The following is a 24,532-nucleotide window of genomic DNA, read 5'->3' as shown; positions in this document are numbered from 1 at the left end:
TCCTCCGCACCCGCACGCGCGCTCAGCCGTCCAGCTGGTCGATGGTGGCGTTGGACGGCCCCCGCGTCCCCTGAAGCCCCCGGGCCACGTCCTCCGCGGCGTCCAGCACCCGGACCGCGTTCTTCCAGGTGAGCTTGGCCAGGTCGGCCTGGGACCAGCCGCGGTCCAGCAGCTCGGCGATCAGGTTCGGGTAGCCGGAGACGTCGTCGAGGCCGTCCGGGGTGAAGGGCGTGCCGTCGTAGTCGCCGCCGATGCCGAGGTGGTCGACGCCGGCGACCTCGCGCATGTGGTCGAGGTGGTCGGCGACCGTGGAGACGGTGGCGACGGGACGCGGGACGCGCTCCTCGAAGGCGGCGTGGACCTTCATCGCCCCGGGGCTGGAATCGAGGTGGTGGAAGCCGTGCGCGCGCATGTTCTCGTCGGCCTCGGCGGTCCAGTCCACGGCCGCCTGGAGCACGAACTTCGGCACGAACGTCACCATCGCCATGCCGCCGTTGGCGGGCAGCCGCTCCAGGACGTCGTCCGGGATGTTGCGCGGGTGGTCGCAGACCGCGCGGGAGGACGAGTGGGAGAAGATCACCGGCGCGGTGGAGGTGTCCAGCGCGTCACGCATCGTCGTCGCCGCGACGTGCGAGAGGTCGACCAGCATGCCCTCGCGGTTCATCTCCCGCACGACCTCGCGGCCGAAGGCCGACAGGCCGCCGACGCCGGGCTCGTCGGTCGCCGAGTCCGCCCACGCGACGTTGTCGTTGTGGGTGAGCGTCATGTAGCGCACGCCGAGCGCGTACAGGGCGCGCAGGGTGGCCAGCGAGTTGTCGATGGAGTGGCCGCCCTCGGCGCCCATGAGGGAGGCGATACGGCCTTCGGCGCGGGCCGCCTCCATGTCGGCGGCGGTCAGCGCGGCGCGCAGCTCGCCGGGGTGTCGGTCGATGAGCCGCCGTACGCAGTCGATCTGCTCCAGCGTCGCCGTCACCGCGCCGGGCAGGTCGGAGCGGACGTACACCGACCAGTACTGCGCGCCGACGCCGCCGGAGCGCAGCCGGGCCAGGTCGGTGTGCAGGTGGGCGGACTGGTCGGCGGCGATGTCGCGGGCGTCGAGGTCGTAGCGGACCTGCTCGCGCAGCGCCCAGGGCAGGTCGTTGTGCCCGTCGACGACGGGGAACTCGCGCAGCAGATCGCGGGCCCGGTCCAGGGAGGTCATCCGGCTCACTTCCCGAAGCCGAAGCCGGCCGTCGAGCCCGCGACCTTGTTGCGCAGCCGCTTGCCCTTCTCGGTGGCCTGGTCGTTGAGTTCCTGCTGGAACTCGCGCATCCGGCCGAGCAGCTCCTCGTCGTGGGCGGCGAGGATGCGGGCGGCCAGCAGCCCGGCGTTGCGGGCACCGCCGACGGAGACGGTGGCGACGGGGACGCCGGCCGGCATCTGCACGATGGACAGCAGGCTGTCCATGCCGTCCAGGTACTTCAGCGGCACCGGGACGCCGATGACCGGCAGCGGGGTGACGGAGGCGAGCATGCCGGGCAGGTGGGCGGCGCCGCCCGCGCCCGCGACGATGGCCTTCAGTCCGCGTCCGGCGGCCTGCTCGCCGTACGCGATCATCTCGTGCGGCATGCGGTGCGCGGAGACGACGTCGACCTCGTAGGGGATCTCGAACTCGTCGAGTGCCTTGGCGGCGGCCTCCATGACGGGCCAGTCGGAGTCCGACCCCATGACGATGCCTACGACCGGGCTCGCCGGGCTGGCCTGGCTCATTCGGTGATCGTCCCTCTCAGGTATCCGGCAGCGTGACGGGCGCGCTCCAGCACGTCGTCCAGGTCGTCGCCGTAGGTGTTGACGTGTCCGACCTTGCGGCCGGGCTTCACGTCCTTGCCGTACATGTGGATCTTGAGCTGCGGGTCGCGGGCCATGCAGTGCAGGTACGCGGAGTACATGTCCGGGTAGTCGCCGCCCAGGACGTTGACCATGACCGTCCACCTGGCGCGCGGGCGCGGGTCGCCGAGGGGGAGGTCGAGGACCGCGCGGACGTGGTTGGCGAACTGCGAGGTGATCGCGCCGTCCATGGTCCAGTGACCGGAGTTGTGCGGGCGCATCGCCAGTTCGTTGACGAGGACGCGGCCGTCGCGGGTCTGGAACAGCTCGACGGCGAGGTGGCCGACGACGCCCAGCTCCTTGGCGATGCCGAGCGCCATCTCCTCGGCGCGCAGGGCCAGCTCCTCGTCGAGGTCGGGCGCCGGGGCGATCACCGTGTCGCAGACGCCGTTGACCTGCTGGGACTCGACGACGGGGTAGGCCACCGCCTGGCCGTGCGGGGAGCGGACCACGTTGGCGGCCAGCTCGCGGACGAAGTCGACCTTCTCCTCCGCCAGCACGGGCACACCCGCGCGGAAGGGCTCGGCGGCCTCCTCCACGGAGTCCACGACCCACACGCCCTTGCCGTCGTACCCGCCGCGGACCGTCTTGAGCACGACGGGGAAACCGTCGCCGCCCTCCGCGGCGCCCTCCGCCGCGAAGGCGGCCACGTCGGCCGGATCGCTCACGATCCGGTGCCGCGGGCAGGGCACACCGATCGCGTCGAGCTTCGCGCGCATCACGCCCTTGTCCTGGGCATGCACGAGCGCCTCCGGGCCGGGGCGGACGGGGATGCCGTCCGCCTCCAGGGCCTTGAGGTGCTCGGTCGGCACGTGCTCGTGATCGAAGGTGATCACGTCACAGCCGCGCGCGAACTCGCGCAACGTGTCCAGATCGCGATAGTCGCCGACGACGACTTCGTTCACGACCTGCGCCGCGGAGTCCTGAGGAGTGTCACTGAGAAGCCTGAACCTGATGCCCAACGGGATGCCCGCCTCGTGTGTCATACGAGCGAGCTGGCCACCGCCGACCATGCCGACTACGGGGAACGTCACACCCCTAGCGTATCGGCCGCGCGGAGCCCACCTGTTTACCGGCCGTTTCCCGCCGTTCCCCGCGCCCGTTCCGGACCCCGTGCGTCCGTCCGCAGGAAGATCGCGCGTCCGGGTGGTTAGCATGAACGGATTGACGCCAATCGATGGACGGGGGCCTGCACGGCCATGGGACATGGTTCCTCGGGTGCTCACACGGCTCCCTCCGCGCCCGACGCGCCCGACGCGCCCCGCGACGGAATGCGGGGGCGGATCGACCGGCTCGTGCGCGAGGTCGTGAAGTTCGGCGCCGTGGGCGGCGCGGGAGTGCTGGTCAACCTCCTCGTCTTCAACTTCGTCCGGCACACGACCGACCTCCAGGTGGTGCGGGCCAGCATCATCGCCACGATCGTCGCGATCGCCTTCAACTACGTGGGCTTCCGGTACTTCACCTACCGCGACCGCGACAAGAGCGGCCGGACCCGCGAGATGTCGCTGTTCCTGCTGTTCAGCGCGGTCGGGCTGGTGATCGAGAACGGTGTGCTCTACACGGCGACGTACGGGTTCGGCTGGGACAGCCCGCTCCAGAGCAACATCTTCAAGTTCCTCGGCATCGGGATCGGCACCCTGTTCCGCTTCTGGTCGTACCGCAGCTGGGTCTTCCGGGCGCTGCCCGCCCGTGAACCGGCGCCGACGCGGGCCGAGACCTTCCTGGAGCACGAGCACCCCACCGCGCTCCCCCGCACGGACGGCGCCCCCGCCGGTCAGCGCTGACCCGCTCTCCGCGCGCCCTCAGCGCACCGTCTGACCGCCCTCCCCCGAGGGCTTCTTCGGTGGCGGCGTACGGGACAGGAACAGTCCGAAGACCGGCGGACGCCCCTGGAGCAGCTCCAGCCGTCCGCCGTCCGCCTCGGCCAGGTCGCGGGCGACGGCGAGGCCGATGCCCGTGGAGTTGCGCCCGCTGATCGCCCGCTCGAAGATCCGCGCCCCCAGGTCGCCCGGGACGCCGGGACCCTCGTCGGTGACCTCGACCACGGCCTGGTTGCCGGTCACCCGGGTCCGCAGGGCCACGGTGCCGCCGCCGTGCATCAGGGAGTTCTCGATCAGCGCGGCCAGCACCTGCGCCACGGCGCCCGGGGTGCCCACGGCCGTCAGATGGCGTTTGCCCGAGCTGACGATGGCCCGCCCCTCGCTGCGGTAGGCGGGGCGCCACTCGGCGATCTGCTGCTGGATGACGTCGTCCAGCTCGAAGGTGACGGCGGAGCCGCTGCGCGGGTCGCGGGAGTTGGTCAGCAGCCGGTCCACGACGTCCGTCAGCCGCTCCACCTGCGACAGCGCGATCGTCGCCTCCTCCTTCACCGTCTCCGGTTCGTCGGTGAGGGTGATCTCCTCCAGCCGCATCGACAGCGCGGTCAGCGGCGTACGCAGCTGGTGGGAGGCGTCGGCCGCCAGCCGGCGCTCGGCGGTGAGCATCCGGGCGATGCGCTCGGCGGAGGAGTCCAGCACGTCGGCGACGCGGTCCAGCTCGGGGACGCCGTACCGCTTGTGCCGCGGGCGCGGATCGCCGGAGCCGAGGCGTTCGGCGGTCTCGGCGAGGTCGGTGAGCGGGGAGGAGAGGCGGTTGGCCTGCCGGATCGCCAGCAGTACGGCGGCGATCACCGCGAGCAGCGCCACCAGGCCGATGATCAGCAGGGTCCGGCCGACCTCCCGGGTCACCGAGGAGCTGGGCTCCTCGACGAGGACGGTCTCGCCCTCCTCGCCGGTGGCCTTGCCCCGCAGGACGTCACCGGACGGCTTGCTGCCGACCTCGATGACCGGCTCGCCGGGGATGCGGATCACGGCGTACCGGGCGTCGCGGATCTGCTCCCGCAGGAACCGCTCGTCGACGGAGCCGGTGCCGATGAGCCGGCTGTCGACGATGCTGGCCAGCCGCACCGCCTCCAGGTCGACCCGCTCCTGGGCGGTGCTGCTGATGGTCCGGGTCTCGACGATGACGAGGGAGACGCCGAAGACGGCGATCACGACGAGCACCACGGCGAGCGTGGACTGGATCAGTCGACGGCGCATGTCCTCTTACCCGGGTCGCCCGCGCGGGCCCTCGCGGGCTCGCCCAGTTCTTCTCGACTCAGTTCTTCTCGGCTCAGTTCTTCTCGGCTCAGTTCTTCTCGAAACGGAAGCCCACGCCGCGCACGGTGGCGATGTAGCGCGGGTTGGCCGCGTCGTCGCCGAGCTTCTTGCGCAGCCAGGAGATGTGCATGTCGAGGGTCTTGGTCGACGACCACCAGGTGGTGTCCCAGACCTCGCGCATCAGCTGGTCGCGGGTGACGACCCGGCCCGCGTCGCGCACCAGGACCCGCAGCAGGTCGAACTCCTTCGCGGTGAGCTGGAGTTCCTCCTCGCCCATCCAGGCCCGGTGCGACTCGACGTCGATGCGCACGCCGTGGGTGGCGGGCGGCTGCGGGGGCTCGACCGCGCCGCGCCGGAGCAGGGCCCGGACCCGGGCGAGCAGCTCGGCCAGGCGGAAGGGCTTGGTGACGTAGTCGTCGGCGCCCGCGTCGAGACCGACGACGGTGTCCACCTCGTCGGCGCGCGCCGTCAGGATCAGGATCGGCACGGCATGGCCCTCGGACCGCAGCCGGCGGGCGACCTCGAGGCCGTCCATGTCCGGCAGGCCGAGGTCCAGCACGACCAGGTCGATGCCGCCCTGAAGCCCCGCGTCGAGTGCGGCGGGTCCGTCCTCACGCACCTCGACCTCGTACCCTTCCCTGCGCAGTGCGCGGGCCAGCGGCTCCGAGATGGACGCGTCGTCCTCGGCGAGCAGTACACGGGTCATGACCTGATGGTAGACCGCTCGGAGCAACGCCCGGGGCAAGATCGCCCCAGGGCATTCCCGCCCGCGCACCACCTGTGCGTCACCTGTGGACTACTCGGGGACAAGCCGGGCATGTGCCGGATGTGCGCCGCGCGGCCCGTCCCCGGCCACCCGCATCCGCACCTGCGGCTGTGGGGTGTCATCCTGTAGGAAACCTTCGAAAGATCGTTCGTGGTTCCACAGTCACCTGTGATTCACGTCTCAAGTCCTTCCATACCGGGCGGTGTCCTGCCGTATGGTGAATCAGCGCCTGTAGCACCCAGAGGACCTTTGGCGACAGTTCGACGCTGAAGGTCTCTTTTGTGTGCGGGCCGGCCCCCACGGCCGGCCTTGAAAGGAATGACCTGTGGCCGGGCCTCACCGCGTGCAGTGACGCGCACGGAGGCGTGGATCCCGGTGGCCGCCGCCCACCGCTTCGCAATCCGGAGCGGAATCCCCCAGGCGTGGGACGGGCGGGGAAGGCCGCCGGTGCCGGCCGCCCCCCACCGGGCGCGCATCGCCTCATGAGCGCGTCCCGACCAGCAAGGATCGACCATGGCGTCCAGCCTGACGAAGGACTCGGTCACCCCGGGCACCCCCGGCTCCGAGAAGACCTTCTTCGGCCACCCCCGCGGACTGGCCACACTCTTCATGACCGAGATGTGGGAGAGGTTCTCCTACTACGGCATGAGGGCCCTGCTCCCGCTGTACCTCGTCGCCCCGGGTGGTCTCGGCCTCAGCGCCGGCACCGCGACCGCGATCTACTCGGTGTACCTCTCGCTGGTGTACCTGCTCACGATGCCGGGCGGCTGGTTCGGCGACCGCGTCTGGGGCCCCCGCAAGACCGTCGCCATCGCCGGCGGTGTGATCATGCTCGGGCACCTCACGCTGGCGCTGCCGTCCTCCGGCACGTTCTACGCGGGCCTCGGCCTGGTCGCCATCGGCTCGGGTCTGCTGAAGGCCAACATCTCCACGATGGTCGGCCAGCTCTACAGCGGCCCCGACGACCCGCGTCGCGACGGTGGCTTCACCGTCTTCTACATGGGCATCAACCTGGGTGCCTTCGCGGCGCCGCTGACCATCGGCACCATCGGCGAGAACGTCAACTGGCACCTAGGCTTCGCGCTCGCCGCGGTCGGCATGGGCCTGGGCGTGATCCAGTTCCTGATCGGCAGCCGCCACCTGGCCCCGCACTCCAGCACGGTGCCGAAGCCGCTGTCCCTCGAGGAGAAGACCTCGACGCTGCGCAAGGCCGCGTTCTGGGCCGCGCTGGCCGTCGTCTTCTACGCGATCGTCGGCTTCTCCGGCCACTACACCCTGAACTGGATCCTGGTCCCGCTGACCCTGCTCGGCGTGATCGTCCCGGTGCTGGTGCTGACCAACATCAAGCGCGACAAGTCCCTGGACCGCGCGGAGCAGTCCAAGATGTCGGCGTACATCTGGTTCTTCGTCGCCGCGGCCGTGTTCTGGATGATCTACGACCAGGGCGGCTCGACCCTGTCGCTGTTCGCCGACTCCTCGACGGACACCAGTGTCTTCGGCTGGGAGTTCCCGGTCTCCTGGTTCCAGTCGGTCAACCCGGTCATCATCATGGCCCTGGCCCCGGTCTTCGCCACGGTGTGGCTGGCGCTCAACCGCCGCGGCAAGGAGCCGAGCACGGTCGTCAAGTTCTCCTTCGGCCTGGTCCTGGTCGGCGCGTCCTTCTTCCTCTTCCTGGCCCCGCTGGGCATCGCGGAGGGCGGCCACAAGGCGGCGGCCCTGTGGCTGGTGGCGATCTACTTCGTCCAGACCTGCGGTGAGCTGATGCTCTCCCCGGTCGGCCTGTCGGTGACGACGAAGATGGCGCCGGTGAAGTACGCCTCGCAGATGATGGGCGTCTGGTTCCTGGCCGTCACCGCCGGTGACGCCACGACCGGCCTGCTCTCCATCGCCGGCGTCGACCTCAACAGGACGGGCATCGTCGCCGCGGAGGCCACCCTCGCGGTGGTCGCGGGCGTCGCGATCTGGATGTACCGCAAGCGCGTCAAGGAACTCATGGGCGACGTGCGCTGAGCCCCTGCGGGCACGCCCGCTTCTTCTCGGAGGGTCACCTCGTCCGACGGATGGGGTGGCCCTCCGGGCGTTGGAACGGCGCCGAGCAACCCGAGAACGTGAGTGCTCCGAGCGCCACTCGCAACGACGTCTTCTCAGCAGCGGCCGCCGGTCAGCACTGCCACAGGAACGAGCCCTCCTCGCACGGCGCGCACGCGAAGGCGTATCCGCAGCCGCCTCCACCGAAGTTCATCGCCGTCCGGTGGTCGCGTCCCTCCTCGAGCTGGGCCATGAAGCTCATCGGCCGCGCACACGACGGACAGGCGGGCGTCTCGTCGTGCTGCAGCCACGACGGAGTACCGCCCAGCTGGCCGAGGACGTCCCGCACGGGACGGCCGTGAGCCTCCGCCCACTTATCGCGCGCCTCGCCGTAGGGAGCCGCGTCCCGCGCCGTGCAGTCGATGCCGCAGGTCTCTGCCAGCAGGGTCTCGTCTCCCGCCGGCACCTGGGCGGGCGTGAGTCCGGCACGGGGGAACAGCAGCGCCCGGTTGCCACCCGCGACCGGGTCCCACTCGTCGCACAGCCCGGGGTCGTTCTGGCACATGAAGACCGACAGGACGTGCTCGGCAACCGCGGCCGCCTCGACGTCCTGGGCGCCGGGGACTGTCACCGGCAACTGCGCGAGGAACTGCATAGGTCCCGAGCACTCCGCGCACTGCGGCCAGGTGAACCCGGCCGGCACCAGCGGAACGCCGCCGGTGCGTGTCACCGGCGCCAGGTCGTCGACCGGGCCGGCGTACGTCATCAGAGTGGTCGTCACGGTCGAGAACCCCAGTTCCGTCCGTGGGCGTCCGCGGCGGTGTGTGCGGCGAAGCGCGTCCACGTGGCGGGACGGAGGGCGAGGCGGGGCCCGTTCGGGGTCTTGGAATCCCGGACGAGGATCGTCGCCGGGGTGGTGGCTATCTCGAGGCAGTTCGAACCGTCGGGACTGTAGGTGGACTTGCGCCAGGTGAGGGGCTGCACGTTGCTGCCTTTCAGAGGTTCTGTGCGAGGTGTGCGATGAATGTGCGGGAGGCGGCGACGTCGAGCGCGCAGGCCTCCATGCGGTCCAAGAGGGTCCGGTACTTCGAGAGCTGGGCCTCCGCGTCCAGGAACTCGCAACCGCCGTGGTGGGTGTCCAGCTGGACGGTGTCGAGTTGCGGGACCGGACCGGCCGCGTAGTCGAAGGGCTGGCCGTTGCCCGGAAAGTGGAGCGAGGCGTACGGGATGACCCGTACGGTCACGTTGGCCTGTTCGCTCGCTTCGAGGATGTGCAGCAGTTGGGCGCGGGTGACGTCCGGCCCTCCGTACTGCATCCGTAGCGCCGCCTCGTGCACCAGTGCCGTGTAGGGAAGGCCGTCGACGCGATGGAGTACCTCCTGACGCTTGATGCGGTACGAGAGGCGGTGCTCGAGTTCGTACGGCCGGAAGGGCGGGACGGCTTCCCTGAACATGGCCCGAGCGTGGTCGGCGGTCTGCAACAACGCGGGGATGTGAAGTGGGAGAGCCACACGCAGCGCGGTCGCGTGATGTTCCAGCTCGGCCAGATCGATCAGGCCGACCGGGAGGTAGTCCCGGTACTCGTCCCACCAGCCACGGGTACGGCCGCCCGTCATGGCGACCAGTGCCTCCACCAGTGCTTCTTCCGAGGAGCTGTACGCACGCGCGAGGGTGCGCACCCGGTCCGCGCCCACGGCGTAGCGGCCCGATTCGATGCTGCTGATCTGCGCCTGCTTGAGGCCGAGGAGCGCGGCAGCGGCAGTCGACGTCAGCCCCGACTGCTCGCGGAGCTTGCGGAGTTCGGCGCCGAGGCGCTGCTGGCGCAAGGTGGGCGGGGTGCTGGGCGGCACGGTCCTTCTCTCGTCACGGCGCGCTCCCTCGCATCACTCACACGAGGGAAATGTAAATCTTCCACTCTGTTCGATGTTAAGTATCACATCGAACCCTCTATGGTGAGTCTCGCTCCACCACCCAACTCCCCGCCCCCGTAAGCCGAAAGCGCACCCCCTGGGCACAGCCACCGCCCGGCGCGGCCGTTGGGCAGCCGAACCCCTCCCTCCCGAAAGGCTGCTTCATGGGCACCGTATCCCCGTCCGACACCTGGGCTTACGCCCTCCGCCTCCCTCACGACCCCAGAGCCGCACGCGTCGCACGGGTGACCGTACGGGCCGTCCTCGGCGGACACGGGCGGCACGAAGTACTGGACAGCGTCGAACTGCTGACGTCGGAGCTGGTCACCAACGCCTACCGGCACACCCGCGGCCCGTGCTCGCTGCGGCTCACCGCGCTGAGTGACGGGCGGCTGCGGGTCGGGGTGTGGGACAGCAGCCCGCACGTCCCTTCCCCCTTCGCGGAACCGCCGGGAGGACACCGTGCGGCCCCCACCCCGCCGGGCGACGCGGAGGGCGGGCGCGGGTTGCAGCTCGTGCGGGCGTGTGCCGACTCGTGGGGCGGGTGGTCGCTGGGTGACGACGTGCTTCCGCGCGGTGCCGGGAAGCTGCTGTGGTTCGAGGTGCGGGGATAGCGCGGGGCGCGCGGTCCGGGGCGGAGCCCCAGGCACGGCAACCCCTTACGCGGGAGCGCCCAGCTCCGCCCACACCCGCTTGCCCGCGACACCCGGCGTCCGCACGACGCCCCAGTCCAGGCACAGTCGCTGCACGATGAACATCCCGTGGCCGCCGGGGCGTCCCGCGCGGTGCGGGGTCCGCGGCGCCGGCTGGCCCGTGCCGCGGTCGGAGACCTCCAGCCGGATCACCTTCTTCTCGCAGGTGATGCGCAGCTCGTCCGGGCCCTCCGCGTGGAGACACGCGTTGGTGACCAGCTCGGACACCACGAGCAGGACGTCCTCCGCGGCGGCACGCTGATCCGCGGTGGCGGAGGGCAGCCAGCCCCAGGCGTACAGCGCCTCGCGGGTGAAGTCACGGGCCAGCGGGACGACCCCGCTCGCGTCCTCGAAGCTCAGCCTGCGGGCCTGCCGCCCGCCACTCTCCCCGGGCACGGCGGCGGGCGCGGACGGCGGCGCCCCGGAAGCGCCGCCGGGCTCCGGACCGCGGTCGCCCGGCGAGTAGGGCCGGGTGGTGCTCATCAGCGCTTCACCTCACCGATTCACCAGTTCACGTTTCAAAGTCGTAGTCAGCGATGTCGTACACAGCCGGTTCAGGGTCTCTCCTGCCCGACCGGACCGTACGAACACCCCTGTATTCGGCACTGAACCCGGCGCGGCGCGAAAACGCCCGCCCCGGGAAGCACACGCACCCCTCCGTCGGCCGGACAAGGACGGCTCAGTCGGACTCGTCGGCCAGGGCGGCCGCAAGCGTGTCATGCAGGGTGAAGACCGCTTCGGCCCCCGTGATCTCGAACACGCGGGCGACCACCGGCTGCATGGCCACCAGATGCACTCCGCCCCCCGCCGCCTCCGCCTTCAACCGCGCGCCCAGCAGGACGTTGAGCCCCGTGGAGTCGCAGAACTCCAGCCGCGAGCAGTCCACGACGAGCCGGTTGAATCCCTTGGCGAGACAGTCCTCCAGCGGCTCGCGCAACAGATCGGCGGTGTGGTGATCCAGCTCACCCGCCGGGGTCACGACGGCACTGGGGCCCTCTTCCCGTACCTCGACCAGAAGCCGGCCCGACTGGGCACTGCCGACCGTCCCGCGGTCCATGCCGTTTCTCTCTCCCGAGGTCGTGACTGCTTGCTGACGCACTCGAACACTACGCCTTCCCACCGCACTCCGACACCCGAACAACCGCACACAAACGGACATACCCGCACAGAACACACTTGCGGTCGGCTCGGTAAACCCGGTAGGGCTAGTAAGACACGTAAACCGACACGGCCGGCTTTGGAGGCGCCGCACACCGCAGTGCACGAATTTGGCTTCGGCAGCCGTATGCCGAGAACGATGGAGGACATCATGTCACCCCGGCTCGACGGATCGCGTACCCAGGAAGCGACGTCGACACTCCCTCCGGAACATCTGGATCCCATCGAGCACCACGACGCGGTCGTCGACCACGACGGCGCACTCGCCGGGCTTCCGGACATCCCCGCGTACGACGAGGTCGCTCCGGCGGACGCCAGGGCCCTGTCCAAGACCCTCTTCGAGCGGCTCGAGTCGCTGGAGGAAGGCACCCACGAGTACGCGTACGTACGCAACACGCTCGTCGAGCTGAACCTCGCGCTGGTCAAGTTCGCCGCCTCCCGCTTCCGCTCGCGCAGCGAGCCGATGGAGGACATCATCCAGGTCGGCACCATCGGCCTGATCAAGGCGATCGACCGCTTCGAGATGTCGCGCGGTGTGGAGTTCCCCACGTTCGCGATGCCGACCATCATCGGCGAGATCAAGCGCTTCTTCCGCGACACCTCGTGGTCCGTGCGCGTTCCCCGCCGCCTCCAGGAGCTGCGGCTGGACCTGGCGAAGGCCGGCGACGAGCTGGCCCAGCGCCTCGACCGCGCCCCCACCGTCTCCGAGCTGGCCGAGCACCTCGGCCTGTCCAAGGACGAGGTCGTCGAGGGCATGGCGGCGTCCAACGCCTACACCGCCTCCTCGCTGGACGCCCAGCCGGAGGAGGACGACGCGGAGGGCGCGCTCGCCGACCGCATCGGCTACGAGGACCACGGGCTCGAGGGCATCGAGTACGTCGAGTCGCTGAAGCCGCTGATCGCCGAGCTGCCCTCGCGGGACCGGAAGATCCTCTCCCTCCGTTTCGTCGCGGGAATGACCCAGTCGGAGATCGGCGAGGAGCTGGGCATCTCCCAGATGCACGTCTCGCGGCTGCTGTCGCGCACACTCGTACGGCTGCGCAAGGGGCTCACGGTCGAGGAGTAGTCCTCAGTCCCGACCGTGTGACGCTTGCCCTCCAGGGGGGTGGTCCGACATCGGGCCGCCCCCCTTCGGGTTGCCGCGCCCTGCACAGGGAGCCTTTACAGGGAGCCTTCAGAGGGAGTTGGCGATCAGCACGGCCGTCGGCAGGAACGGCACCAGGACGCACAGCAGCCAGAACGAGTGCGGGGCGAGGGCGGTCCTGCGCCGCAGGGGTTCATTGGCCAGCCACCAGATGAGCCCGAACAGCGCGACCACCGGGACGACGATCACCAGCCAGAGCGCCATCCCGTCGTTCTCCGTCGGGTTGCGCATGGGACCGCCGTACTCGGCCAGCGGCCCGTTCGCCAGCACGTACCAGACGAGCCAGATCGGCACCACCGCCGGCACGCCGAGCAGCAGGTTCACCAGGAATGGCGCTCCCCACGCCCGCCAGTGCCTCGCCATCCGCCCCGTCCCCCCGCTCCCCGGTTCACGCGCAGGTCACAGCTTACGCACACCCTTCCGCCACACCCCCGCGACCAGCGGCACCCCGGGCCGGTAGGCGAGGTGGACATGGCTCGGGGCGTCGAGGAGCGTCAGGTCGGCGTACGCGCCCGGGACGAGGCGGCCGACGTCGTCGCGGCGCAGGGCCGCGGCGCCGCCCGCGGTGGCCGACCAGACCGCCTCGTCCGGCGTCATCCCCATGTCCCGCACCGCGAGCGCGATGCAGAAGGGCACGGAGGACGTGAAGGAGGAGCCGGGGTTGCAGTCGGTGGAGAGGGCCACCGTGGCACCCGCGTCGATGAGGCGCCGGGCGTCCGGCCACTGGGCGCGGGTGGAGAACTCCGCGCCGGGCAGCAGGGTCGCGACCGTACGGCTGCCCGCGAGGGCGTCCACGTCGGCGTCGGTGAGGTGGGTGCAGTGGTCGGCGCTGGCGGCGTCGAGTTCGACGGCGAGTTGGACGCCGGGGCCGTAGGAGAGCTGGTTGGCGTGGATGCGGGGGTGCAGTCCCTTGGCCTTGCCCGCGGTGAGGATCGCGCGGGCCTGGTCCCCGTCGAAGGCGCCCTTCTCGCAGAACACGTCGATCCAGCGGGCGTGCGGGGCGCAGGCGTCGAGCATCTCGCCGGTGACCAGGTCGACGTAGGCGGCGGGGTCGTCGGCGAGTTCGGGGGCGACGATGTGGGCGCCGAGGAAGGTGACCTCGTCGGTGTGGCGGGCGGCGACGCGCAGGGCGCGGGACTCGTCGGCGGTGGTCAGGCCGTAGCCGGACTTGGTCTCGAAGGTCGTGGTGCCCTGGCGCAGGGCCTCGGCGAGGTAGCGGGTGAGGGACGCCTCCAGTTCCGCGTCGCTCGCGGCGCGGGTGGCGGCGACGGTGGTGCGGATGCCGCCCGCGCTGTAGGGGCGGCCGGACATGCGGGCGTTGAACTCCTCGGTGCGGTCGCCCGCGAAGAGCAGGTGGGAGTGGGAGTCCACGAAGCCGGGGAGGACCGCCCGGCCCTCGGCGTCGACCCGGTTGTCAGTGGCGGGTGCTTTGCTTGATTCACCGGTCCACACGACGCGGTCGCCCTCGATGACGACGGCCGCGTCCCGGACCAGACCGAGCGGGGAGTGGTCGCCGAGGGAGGGGTCGTTGGTGACGAGTGCGGCGATGTTGGTGATGACGGTGCTGCTGCTCATGGGGTCCCTGATGTCCTCGTGGGGGCGGGGGCTGGGGTGTGGGCCCGTCCGTGGGCGGGGGCCGGCGGTCAGGCGCGCAGGGCTTCGACGGCCCGCGCCAGGGCCTGCGGCACGTCCGGTACGAGGGCGTGCGCCCCGTCGCGTACGACGTGCCGCCCTCCCACGACCGTGTGCCGTACGTCCGCTGCCGTCGCGGCGAATACGGCCGTCTCGGCGCCGAGCCTGGGCAGCGGCCCCGCGGTCCTGACCGAGTCCAGCGCGACGGTCGCGAGGTCGGCCCGGGCGCCGGCCTCGATGCGCCCGGTGTCGTCCCAGCCGAGGGCGGCGTGGCCGTCGGCGGTGGCGGCGCGCAGCAGCGCGGCGGCGGTCCAGTGGCCGCGGCTGCGGGTGCGCAGGCGCTCGTTCAGCTCCATCGCGCGGGCCTCTTCCAGCAGGTCGACGACGGCGTGGCTGTCCGAGCCGAGGGAGAGCGGGGAGCCGGCCCGCTGGAGCGCGGCGGCGGGACCGATGCCGTCGGCCAGGTCCCGTTCCGTGGTGGGGCACATGCAGGTGCCGGTGCGGCTGCCGCCGAGCAGCGCGACGTCCTCGTCGGTGAGGTGGGTGTTGTGGACGCCGGTGGTGCGGGCGCCCAGCACTCCGTGGTCGGCGAGGAGCCGGGTGGGGGTGCAGCCGTGGGCCTGTCGGCAGGCGTCGTTCTCGGCGGTCTGCTCGGACAGGTGCACATGCAGCGGGGCCCGCCGTGCCTCGGCCCACTGCGCCACGGTCGCCAGCTGGTCCGCGGGCACGGCCCGTACGGAGTGGATCGCGGCCCCGATCCGTGCGTGATCCCGTTCCTTGAGAACTGAACAGCGTTCGGCCCAGGCGTCCGCCGTGCCGTCGGAGAAGCGGCGCTGGTGGCTGTTCGGGGGCTCGCCGAAGCCGGAGGACAGGTAGCAGGTGTCGAGGAGGGTGATGCGGACACCGGCTTCGGCCGCGGCCTCGATCAGCGCGTCACCCATCGCGTTGGGGTCGGCGTACGGGGTGCCTCCGGGGGCGTGGTGGACGTAGTGGAACTCGCCGACCGTGGTGATGCCGGCCAGCGCCATCTCGGCGTACACGGCGCGGGCGAGGGCGTGGTAGGTGTCCGGGGTCAGCCGGTCGGCGACGGAGTACATCACCTCGCGCCAGGTCCAGAAGGTTCCGGAGCCGACCTGGACGGTGCCGCGCAGGGCGCGGTGGAAGGCGTGCGAGTGCGCGTTCGCCAGTCCCGGCAGGGTCAGTCCGCGCAGGATCTCGGCGCCGGGCGGCGGGGTGGCGACGCCTTGGTGGACGGCGGTGATGCGGCCGTCGCCCACGTCGACGGCGACGTCCGGCTCGACGTGGGTGCCGAGCCACGCGTGCTCCAGCCAGTACGTCCGGGTCCGCTCGGTGGAGGTCACGTGCAGGCCAGCCCTTCCAGTACGTCGGCGAGTGCGTTCACCCCGGCCACGCAGTCGTCCTCGGCCGCGTACTCGGCCGGGGAGTGCGAGACGCCGGTGGGGTTGCGCACGAACAGCATGGCGGTCGGGATGCGGTCGGAGAGGATTCCGGCGTCGTGTCCGGCACCGGTGCCGAGGACGGGGACCCGCAGTTCCGTCTCCTTGCCCAGGATGCGCCCGAGTTCGTCGCGCAGGGCGTGGTCGAAGTCGACGACGGGCGTGAAGGACTCGCGCACGACGTCGAGGTCCACGCCGTGGGCGGCGGCGTACTCGCGGGCGGCCTTCTCCACGCCTGTGACCACGGTGTCCAGGCTCGCCTGGTCGGCGGCGCGGGAGTCGAGCCAGCCGCGCACCAGGGAGGGGATGGCGTTGACGCCGTTGGGCTCCACGCCGATCTTGCCGAAGGTGGCGACGGCACCGGCGAGTTCGGCCTCGCGGCGGGCGGCGAGGACGGTCTCGGCGTACGGCAGCATCGGGTCGTGCCGGTCGGCGAGGCGGGTGGTGCCGGCGTGGTTGGCCTCGCCCCGGAAGTCGAACCGCCAGCGTCCGTGCGGCCAGATGGCGGAGGCGATGCCGATGCGGTCGCCGGACAGGTCCAGGGCGCGGCCCTGCTCGACGTGGAGTTCCACGAAGGCGCCGATGCGGGCCAGCCGTTCGGGGTCGGGGCCCAGGGTGCCCGGGTCGTACCCGGCGGACTCCATGGCCTGCGGAAGCGTGACGCCGTCGCCGTCGGTGAGGCGGTGGGCCTGCTCGACGGTGAGCGCTCCCGAGGTGAGCCGGGAGCCGACGCAGGCGAGGCCGAAGCGGGCGCCCTCCTCGTCGCCGAAGTTGACGATGCCGAGCGGTTTGGTGAACCGCGCTCCCCGCCCGCGCAGTTCGTCCAGGGCGGCGAAGGCGGAGACCACGCCGAGGGGGCCGTCGAAGGCGCCGCCGTCGGGCACGGAGTCCAGGTGGGACCCGGTGACGACGGCGTTCCCGGCGGCGGGGTCGCCGAGCCAGGCCCACTGGTTGCCGTTGCGGTCGGTCTCGTAGGTCAGGCCGCGGGCCTCGGCCTGCTCCTGGAACCAGGTCCGGCAGTCGGCGTCGGCGCCGGTCCAGGCGTGCCGGCGGTAGCCGCCGGAGGCGGAGCTGCGGCCGACCGGCAGCAGCTCCGCCCACATGCTGTGGAAGCTCACGCGCCGTCACCCTCGCGCGTCGCACCGCTCCCGTGCGCCTCGTCGCCCGCGCGCCCCTCGTCGCCCGCGCGCCCCTCGTCGCCCTCGCGCATGGGCACCCGCACGTCCCGCTCCGCGGCGACCGACTCGGCGATGTCGTACCCGGCGTCGACGTGCCGGATGACGCCCATGCCGGGGTCGTTGGTGAGCACCCGGCGGATCTTCTCCCCGGCGAGCGGGGTGCCGTCGGCGACGGTGACCTGCCCGGCGTGGATGGAGCGGCCCATGCCGACGCCGCCGCCGTGGTGGAGGGAGACCCAGGAGGCGCCGGAGGCCACGTTGACCATGGCGTTGAGCAACGGCCAGTCGGCGATGGCGTCGGAGCCGTCGAGCATCGCCTCGGTCTCGCGGTACGGGGAGGCGACGGAGCCGCAGTCGAGGTGGTCGCGGCCGATGACGATGGGGGCGGCCAGCTCGCCGCTCGCGACCATGTCGTTGAAACGCTCACCTGCCTTGTCGCGCTCGCCGTAGCCGAGCCAGCAGATCCGGGCGGGCAGGCCCTGGAAGTGGACGCGCTCCCCCGCCATCTTGATCCAGCGGGCCAGGGACTCGTTCTCGGGGAAGAGGTCGAGGATCGCCTTGTCGGTCCTGGCGATGTCCGCGGGGTCGCCGGACAGGGCGGCCCAGCGGAAGGGCCCCTTGCCCTCGCAGAACAGCGGGCGGATGTACGCCGGTACGAAGCCCGGGAAGGCGAACGCCCGGTCGTACCCGGCGAGCTGGGCCTCGCCGCGGATGGAGTTGCCGTAGTCGAAGACCTCGGCACCGGCGTCCTGGAAGCCGACCATGGCCTCGACGTGCCGGGCCATGGACTCGCGGGCCCGGGTGGTGAAGCCGGCCGGGTCCTTGGCGGCGGCGTCGGCCATGTCCTCGAAGGCGATGCCGGTGGGGAGGTAGGCCAGCGGGTCGTGGGCCGAGGTCTGGTCGGTGACGATGTCGATCGGGGCGCCCATGGCGAGGAGCTGCGGGACCAGCTCGGCGGCGTTGCCGAGGACGCCGATGGACAGCGGCTTGCGCCGGTCGCGAGCCTCGGTGGCCAGCTGGAGGGCGTGGTCGAGGGAGTCGGCCTTCACGTCGAGGTAGCGGTGCTCGATGCGGCGGTCGATGGCGCGCGGGTCGCAGTCGACGCAGATCACGACGCCGTCGTTCATGGTGACGGCCAGCGGCTGGGCGCCGCCCATGCCGCCGAGGCCGGCGGTGAGGGTGATGGTCCCGGCCAGGGTGCCGCCGAACTTCTTCGCGGCGACGGCGGCGAAGGTCTCGTAGGTGCCCTGGAGGATGCCCTGGGTGCCGATGTAGATCCATGAGCCGGCGGTCATCTGCCCGTACATGGTCAGGCCGAGGGCCTCCAGGCGGCGGAACTCCTCCCAGTTGGCCCAGTCGCCGACCAGGTTGGAGTTGGCGATGAGGACGCGCGGGGCCCACTCGTGGGTCTGCATGACACCGACGGGGCGGCCGGACTGGACGAGCATCGTCTCGTCCTGCTTCAGGGTCCGCAGGGTGCGGACCATGGCGTCGAAGGAGCGCCAGTCACGCGCCGCCTTGCCGGTGCCGCCGTAGACGACGAGCTTGTCGGGGTGCTCGGCGACCTCGGGGTCGAGGTTGTTCTGCAGCATCCGCAGGGCGGCCTCCTGCTGCCAGCCCAGGGCGCTCGGCGTGGTGCCGCGTGGCGCGCGGACGGGGCGGGGTCCGGACATGTTCTGCCTCCTGGTGGCTTGCTCCCGGCGGATTTTTTACTGCGGATATTCACATACTCACCTCGTGAATAGAACTAGTCAATACGTCCGTGTCCCGGCGCGGGCGCGTCGCGGATGTTTGGCTGGAACTGCGGACGGTTCACAGGCAGGCGAGGGACGGAGGAACGCGTGAGCGACGGCACGGAGACGGGCGCGGACGTCGGCGGCGCCGGCGCCGGGCGGGCGGTGCGGCGGGACCGGGCCGTGCGGGCGGCCGTGGAGCAGGGGCTCCTGGGACCCGGCACACCGATCGTCGGTCTGCTGGACGTCACCGGGATACGGGAGTCGGCCGCGGCCCTGCGGTCGGCGTTCGAGGCGGTGACGGCGCCGGGGACGCCCGTGCTGCACGCCTTCGCGGTGAAGGCGTCCCCGCTGGTCCCGGTGCTGCGGCTGCTGCACGAGGCGGGCATCGGCGCGGAGGTCGCGAGCCCGGGCGAGCTGGCCCTGGCACGGGCGGCCGGGGTGCCGGCCGGGCGGACGGTGCTGGACTCGCCCGCCAAGACGCCGGACGAGCTGCGCGAGGCCCTGTCACTGGGCATCGCCCTGAACGCGGACAACCCGCAGGAGCTGGAGCGCCTCGACGCCCTGGTGACCGGGGGGACCAGCGCCTCCCCGCTCGGCATCCGGGTGAATCCGCAGGTCGGCGGCGGCTCCATCGAGGCGCTGTCAACGGCGACGGCGACCTCGAAGTTCGGGGTGGCCCTGCGCGACGAGGGGGCGCGCGAGTGGGTGGTGCGGGCGTATCTGGACCGCCCGTGGCTGACCCGGCTGCACGCGCACTCCGGCTCCCAGGGCGTCCCGCTGGCTCTGATGGCCGAGGGCGTGCGGGAGACGTACACGCTCGCCGAGGAGATCAACGAGCGGGCGGGCCGCAGACAGGTCGACACGCTCGACATCGGCGGCGGTCTCCCGGTGAATTTCGCGTCGGAGGAGACGGCACCGACGTACGCCGAGTACGCGCGCGTGCTGAGCGAGGCGGTGCCGGGGCTGTTCGACGGGCGGTACGGGCTGGTCACCGAGTTCGGGCGGTCGCTGCTGGCCAAGCACGGCACGGTCGTGGCCCGCGTGGAGTACGCCAAGAGCGCCGGGGGGCGGCCGGTCGCGGTGACGCACGCGGGCGTGCAGGTCGCGACGCGGACGGTGTACGCGCCGGGGGCGTGGCCGCTGCGGATCGCCGCGTACGACGGCAAGGGTCTGCCGAAGGCGGGGCCCGACGTGGTGCAGGACGTGGCCGGTCCGGCGTGCTTCGCGGGCGACCTGCTGGCCGTGGGCCGGGCGATGCCGCTGCTCGAACAGGGGGACTACGCGGCGGCGCTGGACACCGGGGCGTACTACTTCGCGCACCACTACGCGTACAACTCGCTGGCGCGGCCCGCGGTGTACGGGTTCGCCGGGGACAGGGACGGGGATGTCGCCTTCGCCCCGGTGCGCAGGGAGCAGACGGTTGAGGAGATCGTGGCCGAGGCGGGCGGGGAGTACGGCGACTCTCTGATCGGGGATCTTCGCCCTGAGGGTGCGGCCGGTTCGTGACGCGCGCGTGCGTCGTGGCCGGGCGCGCCCACGCGACGGAGCCGCACCAGGTCACCGCCCCGCGGCCCTGGTGGGCGGGGCGCTGCGCGCCGCCCACCACGCCTGGTCAGACCACGCCTGGTCACACCACGCCTGGTCAGACCACCCCCGATCAGACCACGGCCGCCGTCTTCCGCCTCGCCCCGCCCGGTGCCGCGTCGCCCGCCGCGATGCCCGTGCTGCGGTAGCCCTTGACGGCCTTGCCCGCGGGGCGGCCGGTGTTGCCGCCGAGCCAGTCCACGCGGACCCACAGCAGGGCCGCGCCGGACTGTTCGCGGCGGCCGATCCAGGCGGACTTGAGCCACAGCCCGGCGCCGCATCCCGCCAGCAGCAGCCCGCCCGCGGCGGGGACGGCGAAGGCGCTGCCGAGCGCGGCGAGGAAGGCGAGGAGCAGCCACCAGCGGTGCCCCCGACGCCAGTTGCGCACGGTCACGCCGCGGTCCTGGAGCACGTCGTGCTTGCCCGCGCGGGCGGCAGAGCCGGCCAGGGCGGTGTAGCGCCGCCGTCGGACCCACGCCACGACCGCCGTGGCGACGATGAAGAGCGCGGCCCCCACCATGACCCCGATCCGGCGTCCGGTGAGTCCCGGCACCAGCACCCCGATGCCGGCCGCGAAAACGCCCAGCCACCACAGTGGTGCGGCGCCCGCCCGTACGACGACGGCGACCCGAGCCAGCCCCACCTGTCCTCCGCGCGCCACGTCCTGCCTCCTGTCCCGTTCCTGCCCGTGCGTTGCGTCTGAAGGGTGTGTCAGGCGCCGCACTGTAGCGGGGCAAGCTGAGACGAATCTGAGAACCCGTCCGCCGTACGGGTCACTCCACGCGGGTCACTCCGCGCCGGGTCACTCCACGCCGAGTCGGGCCCCGCCGGGGCGGGCCCACACGGCGTCAGTCCACGAAGAGTCCCCGTGCCGCGGCCTTGGCGTCGAACTCCTCCAGCCGGGCCTGCGCGTCCGGCAGGTCGTCGCACATCGCCTCGAGCAGCACCCGGCCGAGCAGCATCGGCGCGCAGGCGGTGTCGAAGGCGAGGCCGGTGCCGACAGCGGCGGGCAGCAGCAGGTCGGACACCTTGGCGACCGGGGCGAAGGCGGAGTCGGCGACGGTCACCACCGTGAGTCCGGCCTCCTTGGCGTGGGCGAGCGCCTCGACGACCTCGCGCGGGTGCCGGGGCAGCGCGAAGCAGAGCAGCGTGCGCGCCCCGGCCCGGACGGCCGCGTCGATGCGGTCGTGGAGCATCGTGCCGCCCTCGCCGAGCAGCCGGACGTCCGGGTGGACCTTGGCGGCGAAGTAGGCGAAGCCGTGTGCCTGGGCGGCGGCGGCCCGCAGCCCGAGCACCGGCAGCGGCCGGCTCCCGGCGAGCAGCCGTCCCGCCTCCCGCACCGGCGCCGGGTCGGCCAGCACTTCCGCGAGGTGCCGCAGGTTCTCGATCTCGGCGGCCACGGCCTGCTGGTACTCGTTGACCGCGCCGGTGTCCGCGACCGGTTCCGCGGGGGCGACCTCGCGCAGATGTCGGCGCAGCGCCGGGTAACCGTCGAAGCCGAGGGCGACGGCGAAGCGGGTCACGGATGGCTGGCTGACCCCCGCCAGCTCGGCCAGCTCCACGCTCGAGAGGAACGGCACGTCCGAGGCGCGGCGCACCATGCTGTGCGCGATGCGCCGCTGGGTCGGTGTCAGCCGGTGCCCCTCGAACAGCGCCTGCAGCCGCGCGGCCGGGCTGTCGGTCCCGCTCGTCCCGCCGGTCCCGTTCGTCATGTGGCCCCCTCGACCTATTCACGCACCCCGAATCCTGCATACCGTTATACAGCGGGGTGGCGCGGTTCCGCCGACCCGTACCGGCCGGCCCCCTCCGGAAACGGGGGTTGTCCCCAGTGCCGAAGCCGCCCGGGCTGCCTACCGTGGGGTCCATGACGGGAATGGACGCACGCGACGCCGACCTCAAGAAGGATCTCGACGCCACCCTGCGGACCCGCAGGGAGCTCGGCGAGGAGTACGAGTCCGCGCTGGTCGACTCGTTCCTGGAGAAGGTCGACCAGCGCATCGACGGGGCGGTGGAGCGCCGGGTGCGCCGGCAGCTCGCCGAGCAGCAGATGACGACGGCCCGGGACAGCCGGTCGCCGAAGCCCACGGACACCTTCGGCGAGCGCTTCGGTTTCGGCATCGTCTCGCTGGTGCTGGCGATCCCGCTGTCCGCGATCGGCGGCGGTGTGGCGCACCTGCCGGGAATGCTGGTCGCCTGGGCCGGCATCGTCGGGGTCAACGTCGTCCAGGTCGCCCGCACCAACCCGGACCTGTTCGGGCGCCGCCGCAGGGACAGGAACGACGCCTGGGAGGACTGAGCCCCCGGGGAAAGAACCGCGCGGGGACCGCCGCACCCCCAGCGCTGGGGGGCGGGACGACGGCGGTCCCCGCGGGGGACGCGCGGTGCCGGGCCTCACGGCCGGGGCGGCGCGTCCGTGGCGTCCTTGGAGGTCCGGGAGCCGCTCCGGAAGGTCCGTGACGCCGTTCGGCGCCGGCGCGACCGGGGAGCCTCCCCCCGTGCTGAACGCCTGGGAGGTTTCCCCGCCGGTTCCCGCCGACACCCCGTACTCTGCCGGTCCCGTGTTAAGCGACTGCTGCGCCCACGTGACATGCGCGTACCACTTCCGCGAAGTCCGCGAAGATCACCGCGCCGGCCGCCGTTCCCCGCCCGCCCTGCTCGCGCTCCTGCCCTGCGTGCCCTACGGGCCCTACTTGCCCTGTTTGCCTACTTGCCCTTGGCGAGGAAGGACAGCAGGTCCTGCCGGCTCACCACGCCGGTCGGCTTGCCCTCGACGAGGACGATCGCCGCGTCGGCGCCGCCGAGCACCGACATCAGGTCCGCGACCGGCTCGCCGGAGCCGACCTGGGGCAGCGGGGCGGACATGTGCTTCTCCAGCGGGTCCTCCAGCGAGGCGCGCTTGGCGAACAGCGCGTCCAGCAGTTCGCGCTCCACCACCGAGCCGACGACCTCGGCGGCCATCACGTCCGGGTGGCCGGCGCCGGGCTTGACGATCGGCATCTGCGAGACGCCGTACTCGCGCAGCACCTCGATGGCCTCGCCGACGGTCTCGTCCGGGTGCATGTGGACGAGGGAGGGGATGTGGCCGCCCTCCTTGTGGTTCAGGACCTCGGCGACGCGGGCGCTGGGACCGGCGTCCTCGAGGAAGCCGTAGTCGGCCATCCACTCGTCGTTGAAGATCTTGCTGAGGTAGCCGCGTCCGCTGTCCGGCAGCAGGACCACCACCACGTCGTCCTCGCCGAGCCGCGCCGCCACCTCGAGGGCCGCGACGACCGCCATGCCGCAGGAGCCGCCCACCAGCAGGCCCTCCTCCTTGGCGAGGCGGCGGGTCATCTGGAAGGAGTCCTTGTCGGAGACGGCGACGATCCCGTCGGCGACCTCGCGGTCGTAGGCCGTCGGCCAGAAGTCCTCGCCGACGCCCTCGACCAGGTACGGACGCCCGGAGCCGCCGGAGTACACGGAGCCCTCGGGGTCGGCGCCGATGACCTTCACCGCGCCGTCACTGGCGTCCTTCAGGTACCTGCCGGTGCCGGAGATGGTGCCGCCGGTGCCGACGCCGGCCACGAAGTGGGTGATCTTCCCCTCGGTCTGCTCCCACAGCTCGGGGCCCGTGGAGTGGTAGTGGGAGAGGGGGTTGTTCGGGTTGGAGTACTGGTCCGGCTTCCAGGCGCCCGGCGTCTCGCGGACCAGCCGGTCGGAGACGTTGTAGTAGGAGTCGGGGTGCTCGGGGTCGACCGCGGTCGGGCAGACGACGACCTCGGCGCCGTACGCGCGCAGCACGTTGATCTTGTCGGTGGACACCTTGTCGGGGCAGACGAAGATGCACTTGTAGCCCTTCTGCTGGGCCACGATGGCGAGGCCCACGCCCGTGTTGCCGCTGGTCGGCTCGACGATCGTGCCGCCCGGCTGCAACTCTCCGCTCTTCTCCGCGGCCTCGATCATGCGCAGGGCGATGCGGTCCTTCACCGAGCCGCCGGGATTGAAGTACTCCACCTTGGCCAGGACGGTCGCCCTGATCCCCTTGGTCACGCTGTTGAGCCGCACCAGCGGGGTGTTGCCGACGAGGCTGATCATCGAGTCGTGGAATTGCACCGTGGTCTCCGGATGCCGCAAATGAGGGGTCGATATCGGTTCCGCCAGCCTATGGCCTGCCGGCCCGGGCATGCCCCGTGACGGTCGTTCACCCTGCGTTGAGATTGGGCGACCGTCCGTACGGGGCAAGGAGTGGGTGTACGGGTTTCGGGAGG

Annotated in this window: 24 protein-coding genes; 6 read left to right on the top strand and 18 right to left on the bottom strand. The window is 71.8% G+C overall.

Annotation, left to right across the window (positions count from 1 at the left end):
* Positions 1 to 22 precede the first annotated feature (22 nt).
* Genes Sco07f_RS34480 through Sco07f_RS34470 form a run of 3 tightly spaced genes read right to left on the bottom strand, consistent with a single transcriptional unit; the run spans position 23 to position 2,900 of the window.
* Positions 23 to 1,201, bottom strand: coding sequence for a dipeptidase (locus Sco07f_RS34480; protein ID WP_108990194.1), 1,179 nt, complete (start codon positions 1,199 to 1,201; stop codon positions 23 to 25).
* Positions 1,202 to 1,206: 5 nt separating this feature from the next.
* Positions 1,207 to 1,749, bottom strand: a complete 543-nt coding sequence (gene purE, locus Sco07f_RS34475; RefSeq protein WP_007450410.1) for a 5-(carboxyamino)imidazole ribonucleotide mutase — start codon at positions 1,747 to 1,749, stop codon at positions 1,207 to 1,209.
* The gene (locus Sco07f_RS34470) at positions 1,746 to 2,900 is read right to left on the bottom strand and encodes a 5-(carboxyamino)imidazole ribonucleotide synthase (RefSeq protein WP_108990193.1); all 1,155 of its coding nucleotides are present in this window, start codon (positions 2,898 to 2,900) and stop codon (positions 1,746 to 1,748) included. The genes purE and Sco07f_RS34470 overlap by 4 nt, the downstream gene beginning before the upstream one ends.
* Before the next feature lie 165 nt (positions 2,901 to 3,065).
* Here Sco07f_RS34470 and Sco07f_RS34465 point away from each other — a divergent pair, with 165 nt between their 5' ends.
* Positions 3,066 to 3,650, top strand: coding sequence for a GtrA family protein (locus Sco07f_RS34465; protein WP_087790679.1), 585 nt, complete (start codon positions 3,066 to 3,068; stop codon positions 3,648 to 3,650).
* A gap of 18 nt (positions 3,651 to 3,668) precedes the next feature.
* Here the strand turns inward: Sco07f_RS34465 and draK are convergent, their stop codons facing one another.
* Together draK and Sco07f_RS34455 are read right to left on the bottom strand one after the other, a co-directional pair.
* Positions 3,669 to 4,943 carry a two-component system sensor histidine kinase DraK gene (gene draK / locus Sco07f_RS34460; protein WP_007450412.1) on the bottom strand — a complete coding sequence of 425 codons (1,275 nt, stop codon included), beginning with the start codon at positions 4,941 to 4,943 and terminating at the stop codon, positions 3,669 to 3,671.
* Between the two features lie 88 nt (positions 4,944 to 5,031).
* On the bottom strand, positions 5,032 to 5,709 hold the full coding sequence (locus tag Sco07f_RS34455) for a response regulator transcription factor (RefSeq protein ID WP_007450413.1): 678 nt from the start codon (positions 5,707 to 5,709) through the stop codon (positions 5,032 to 5,034).
* Positions 5,710 to 6,282: 573 nt separating this feature from the next.
* On the opposite strand from Sco07f_RS34455, the gene Sco07f_RS34450 reads away from it, so the two are divergent.
* The gene (locus Sco07f_RS34450; protein ID WP_108990192.1) at positions 6,283 to 7,779 is read left to right on the top strand and encodes an MFS transporter; all 1,497 of its coding nucleotides are present in this window, start codon (positions 6,283 to 6,285) and stop codon (positions 7,777 to 7,779) included.
* Between the two features lie 151 nt (positions 7,780 to 7,930).
* On the opposite strand, the gene Sco07f_RS34445 is transcribed toward Sco07f_RS34450, so the two are convergent.
* From Sco07f_RS34445 to Sco07f_RS34435, 3 genes are read right to left on the bottom strand one after another with little or no spacing between them, the layout of a single operon-like run.
* Entirely contained in the window at positions 7,931 to 8,578 is a 648-nt protein-coding gene (locus tag Sco07f_RS34445; protein ID WP_244942211.1) for a DUF1963 domain-containing protein, read from the bottom strand.
* Entirely contained in the window at positions 8,575 to 8,781 is a 207-nt protein-coding gene (locus Sco07f_RS34440) for a DUF397 domain-containing protein (RefSeq protein WP_108990191.1), read from the bottom strand. Before Sco07f_RS34440 ends, Sco07f_RS34445 begins: the two co-directional genes overlap by 4 nt.
* 11 nt (positions 8,782 to 8,792) lie before the next feature.
* The gene (locus tag Sco07f_RS34435; RefSeq protein WP_108990190.1) at positions 8,793 to 9,647 is read right to left on the bottom strand and encodes a helix-turn-helix domain-containing protein; all 855 of its coding nucleotides are present in this window, start codon (positions 9,645 to 9,647) and stop codon (positions 8,793 to 8,795) included.
* A 224-nt stretch (positions 9,648 to 9,871) separates the two neighbouring features.
* Between Sco07f_RS34435 and Sco07f_RS34430 the strand changes: the two genes are divergently transcribed.
* Positions 9,872 to 10,321, top strand: a complete 450-nt coding sequence (locus Sco07f_RS34430) for an ATP-binding protein (RefSeq protein ID WP_108990189.1) — start codon at positions 9,872 to 9,874, stop codon at positions 10,319 to 10,321.
* Between the two features lie 45 nt (positions 10,322 to 10,366).
* Here Sco07f_RS34430 and Sco07f_RS34425 read toward each other — a convergent pair whose 3' ends face one another.
* Both Sco07f_RS34425 and Sco07f_RS34420 read right to left on the bottom strand, forming a co-directional pair.
* The gene (locus Sco07f_RS34425) at positions 10,367 to 10,882 is read right to left on the bottom strand and encodes an ATP-binding protein (RefSeq protein ID WP_007450415.1); all 516 of its coding nucleotides are present in this window, start codon (positions 10,880 to 10,882) and stop codon (positions 10,367 to 10,369) included.
* A 196-nt stretch (positions 10,883 to 11,078) separates the two neighbouring features.
* A complete protein-coding gene (locus Sco07f_RS34420) occupies positions 11,079 to 11,456 on the bottom strand; it encodes an STAS domain-containing protein (protein ID WP_007450416.1) in 378 nt (125 codons plus the stop codon).
* A 252-nt stretch (positions 11,457 to 11,708) separates the two neighbouring features.
* Between Sco07f_RS34420 and Sco07f_RS34415 the strand changes: the two genes are divergently transcribed.
* Positions 11,709 to 12,623: an RNA polymerase sigma factor SigF gene (locus tag Sco07f_RS34415; protein ID WP_007450423.1), complete on the top strand. Its 915-nt coding sequence runs from the start codon at positions 11,709 to 11,711 to the stop codon at positions 12,621 to 12,623.
* Between the two features lie 108 nt (positions 12,624 to 12,731).
* Here Sco07f_RS34415 and Sco07f_RS34410 read toward each other — a convergent pair whose 3' ends face one another.
* The 5 genes from Sco07f_RS34410 to hutU all read right to left on the bottom strand — a co-directional run bounded on the left by Sco07f_RS34410 (position 12,732) and on the right by hutU (position 18,641).
* Positions 12,732 to 13,064, bottom strand: coding sequence for a hypothetical protein (locus Sco07f_RS34410; RefSeq protein WP_087790675.1), 333 nt, complete (start codon positions 13,062 to 13,064; stop codon positions 12,732 to 12,734).
* A gap of 36 nt (positions 13,065 to 13,100) precedes the next feature.
* On the bottom strand, positions 13,101 to 14,276 hold the full coding sequence (hutI, locus tag Sco07f_RS34405) for an imidazolonepropionase (protein WP_108990188.1): 1,176 nt from the start codon (positions 14,274 to 14,276) through the stop codon (positions 13,101 to 13,103).
* Between the two features lie 68 nt (positions 14,277 to 14,344).
* Positions 14,345 to 15,694: a formimidoylglutamate deiminase gene (locus Sco07f_RS34400; protein WP_087790673.1), complete on the bottom strand. Its 1,350-nt coding sequence runs from the start codon at positions 15,692 to 15,694 to the stop codon at positions 14,345 to 14,347.
* Entirely contained in the window at positions 15,691 to 16,908 is a 1,218-nt protein-coding gene (locus tag Sco07f_RS34395; protein ID WP_087790672.1) for an allantoate amidohydrolase, read from the bottom strand. The genes Sco07f_RS34400 and Sco07f_RS34395 overlap by 4 nt, the downstream gene beginning before the upstream one ends.
* Positions 16,905 to 18,641, bottom strand: coding sequence for a urocanate hydratase (gene hutU, locus Sco07f_RS34390; protein WP_108990187.1), 1,737 nt, complete (start codon positions 18,639 to 18,641; stop codon positions 16,905 to 16,907). The genes Sco07f_RS34395 and hutU overlap by 4 nt, the downstream gene beginning before the upstream one ends.
* A 168-nt stretch (positions 18,642 to 18,809) precedes the next feature.
* Here hutU and Sco07f_RS34385 point away from each other — a divergent pair, with 168 nt between their 5' ends.
* Positions 18,810 to 20,210, top strand: coding sequence for a type III PLP-dependent enzyme domain-containing protein (locus Sco07f_RS34385; RefSeq protein WP_244942210.1), 1,401 nt, complete (start codon positions 18,810 to 18,812; stop codon positions 20,208 to 20,210).
* A gap of 151 nt (positions 20,211 to 20,361) precedes the next feature.
* Here the strand turns inward: Sco07f_RS34385 and Sco07f_RS34380 are convergent, their stop codons facing one another.
* Complete coding sequence (locus tag Sco07f_RS34380) at positions 20,362 to 20,949, bottom strand: hypothetical protein (protein WP_108990185.1); 588 nt, start codon at positions 20,947 to 20,949, stop codon at positions 20,362 to 20,364.
* Positions 20,950 to 21,136: 187 nt separating this feature from the next.
* The gene (locus Sco07f_RS34375) at positions 21,137 to 22,000 is read right to left on the bottom strand and encodes a MurR/RpiR family transcriptional regulator (RefSeq protein WP_007450427.1); all 864 of its coding nucleotides are present in this window, start codon (positions 21,998 to 22,000) and stop codon (positions 21,137 to 21,139) included.
* Positions 22,001 to 22,161: 161 nt separating this feature from the next.
* Here Sco07f_RS34375 and Sco07f_RS34370 point away from each other — a divergent pair, with 161 nt between their 5' ends.
* Positions 22,162 to 22,584 carry a hypothetical protein gene (locus Sco07f_RS34370; protein WP_167468310.1) on the top strand — a complete coding sequence of 141 codons (423 nt, stop codon included), beginning with the start codon at positions 22,162 to 22,164 and terminating at the stop codon, positions 22,582 to 22,584.
* Positions 22,585 to 22,991: 407 nt separating this feature from the next.
* Here Sco07f_RS34370 and Sco07f_RS34365 read toward each other — a convergent pair whose 3' ends face one another.
* On the bottom strand, positions 22,992 to 24,377 hold the full coding sequence (locus Sco07f_RS34365; RefSeq protein WP_007450428.1) for a cystathionine beta-synthase: 1,386 nt from the start codon (positions 24,375 to 24,377) through the stop codon (positions 22,992 to 22,994).
* Positions 24,378 to 24,532 lie beyond the last annotated feature (155 nt).

It is taken from the genome of Streptomyces coelicoflavus (genome assembly GCF_003112555.1).
GTDB classification, from domain to species: Bacteria; Actinomycetota; Actinomycetes; order Streptomycetales; family Streptomycetaceae; genus Streptomyces; species Streptomyces coelicoflavus.
This window is presented reverse-complemented; position numbering and strand designations above follow the sequence as displayed.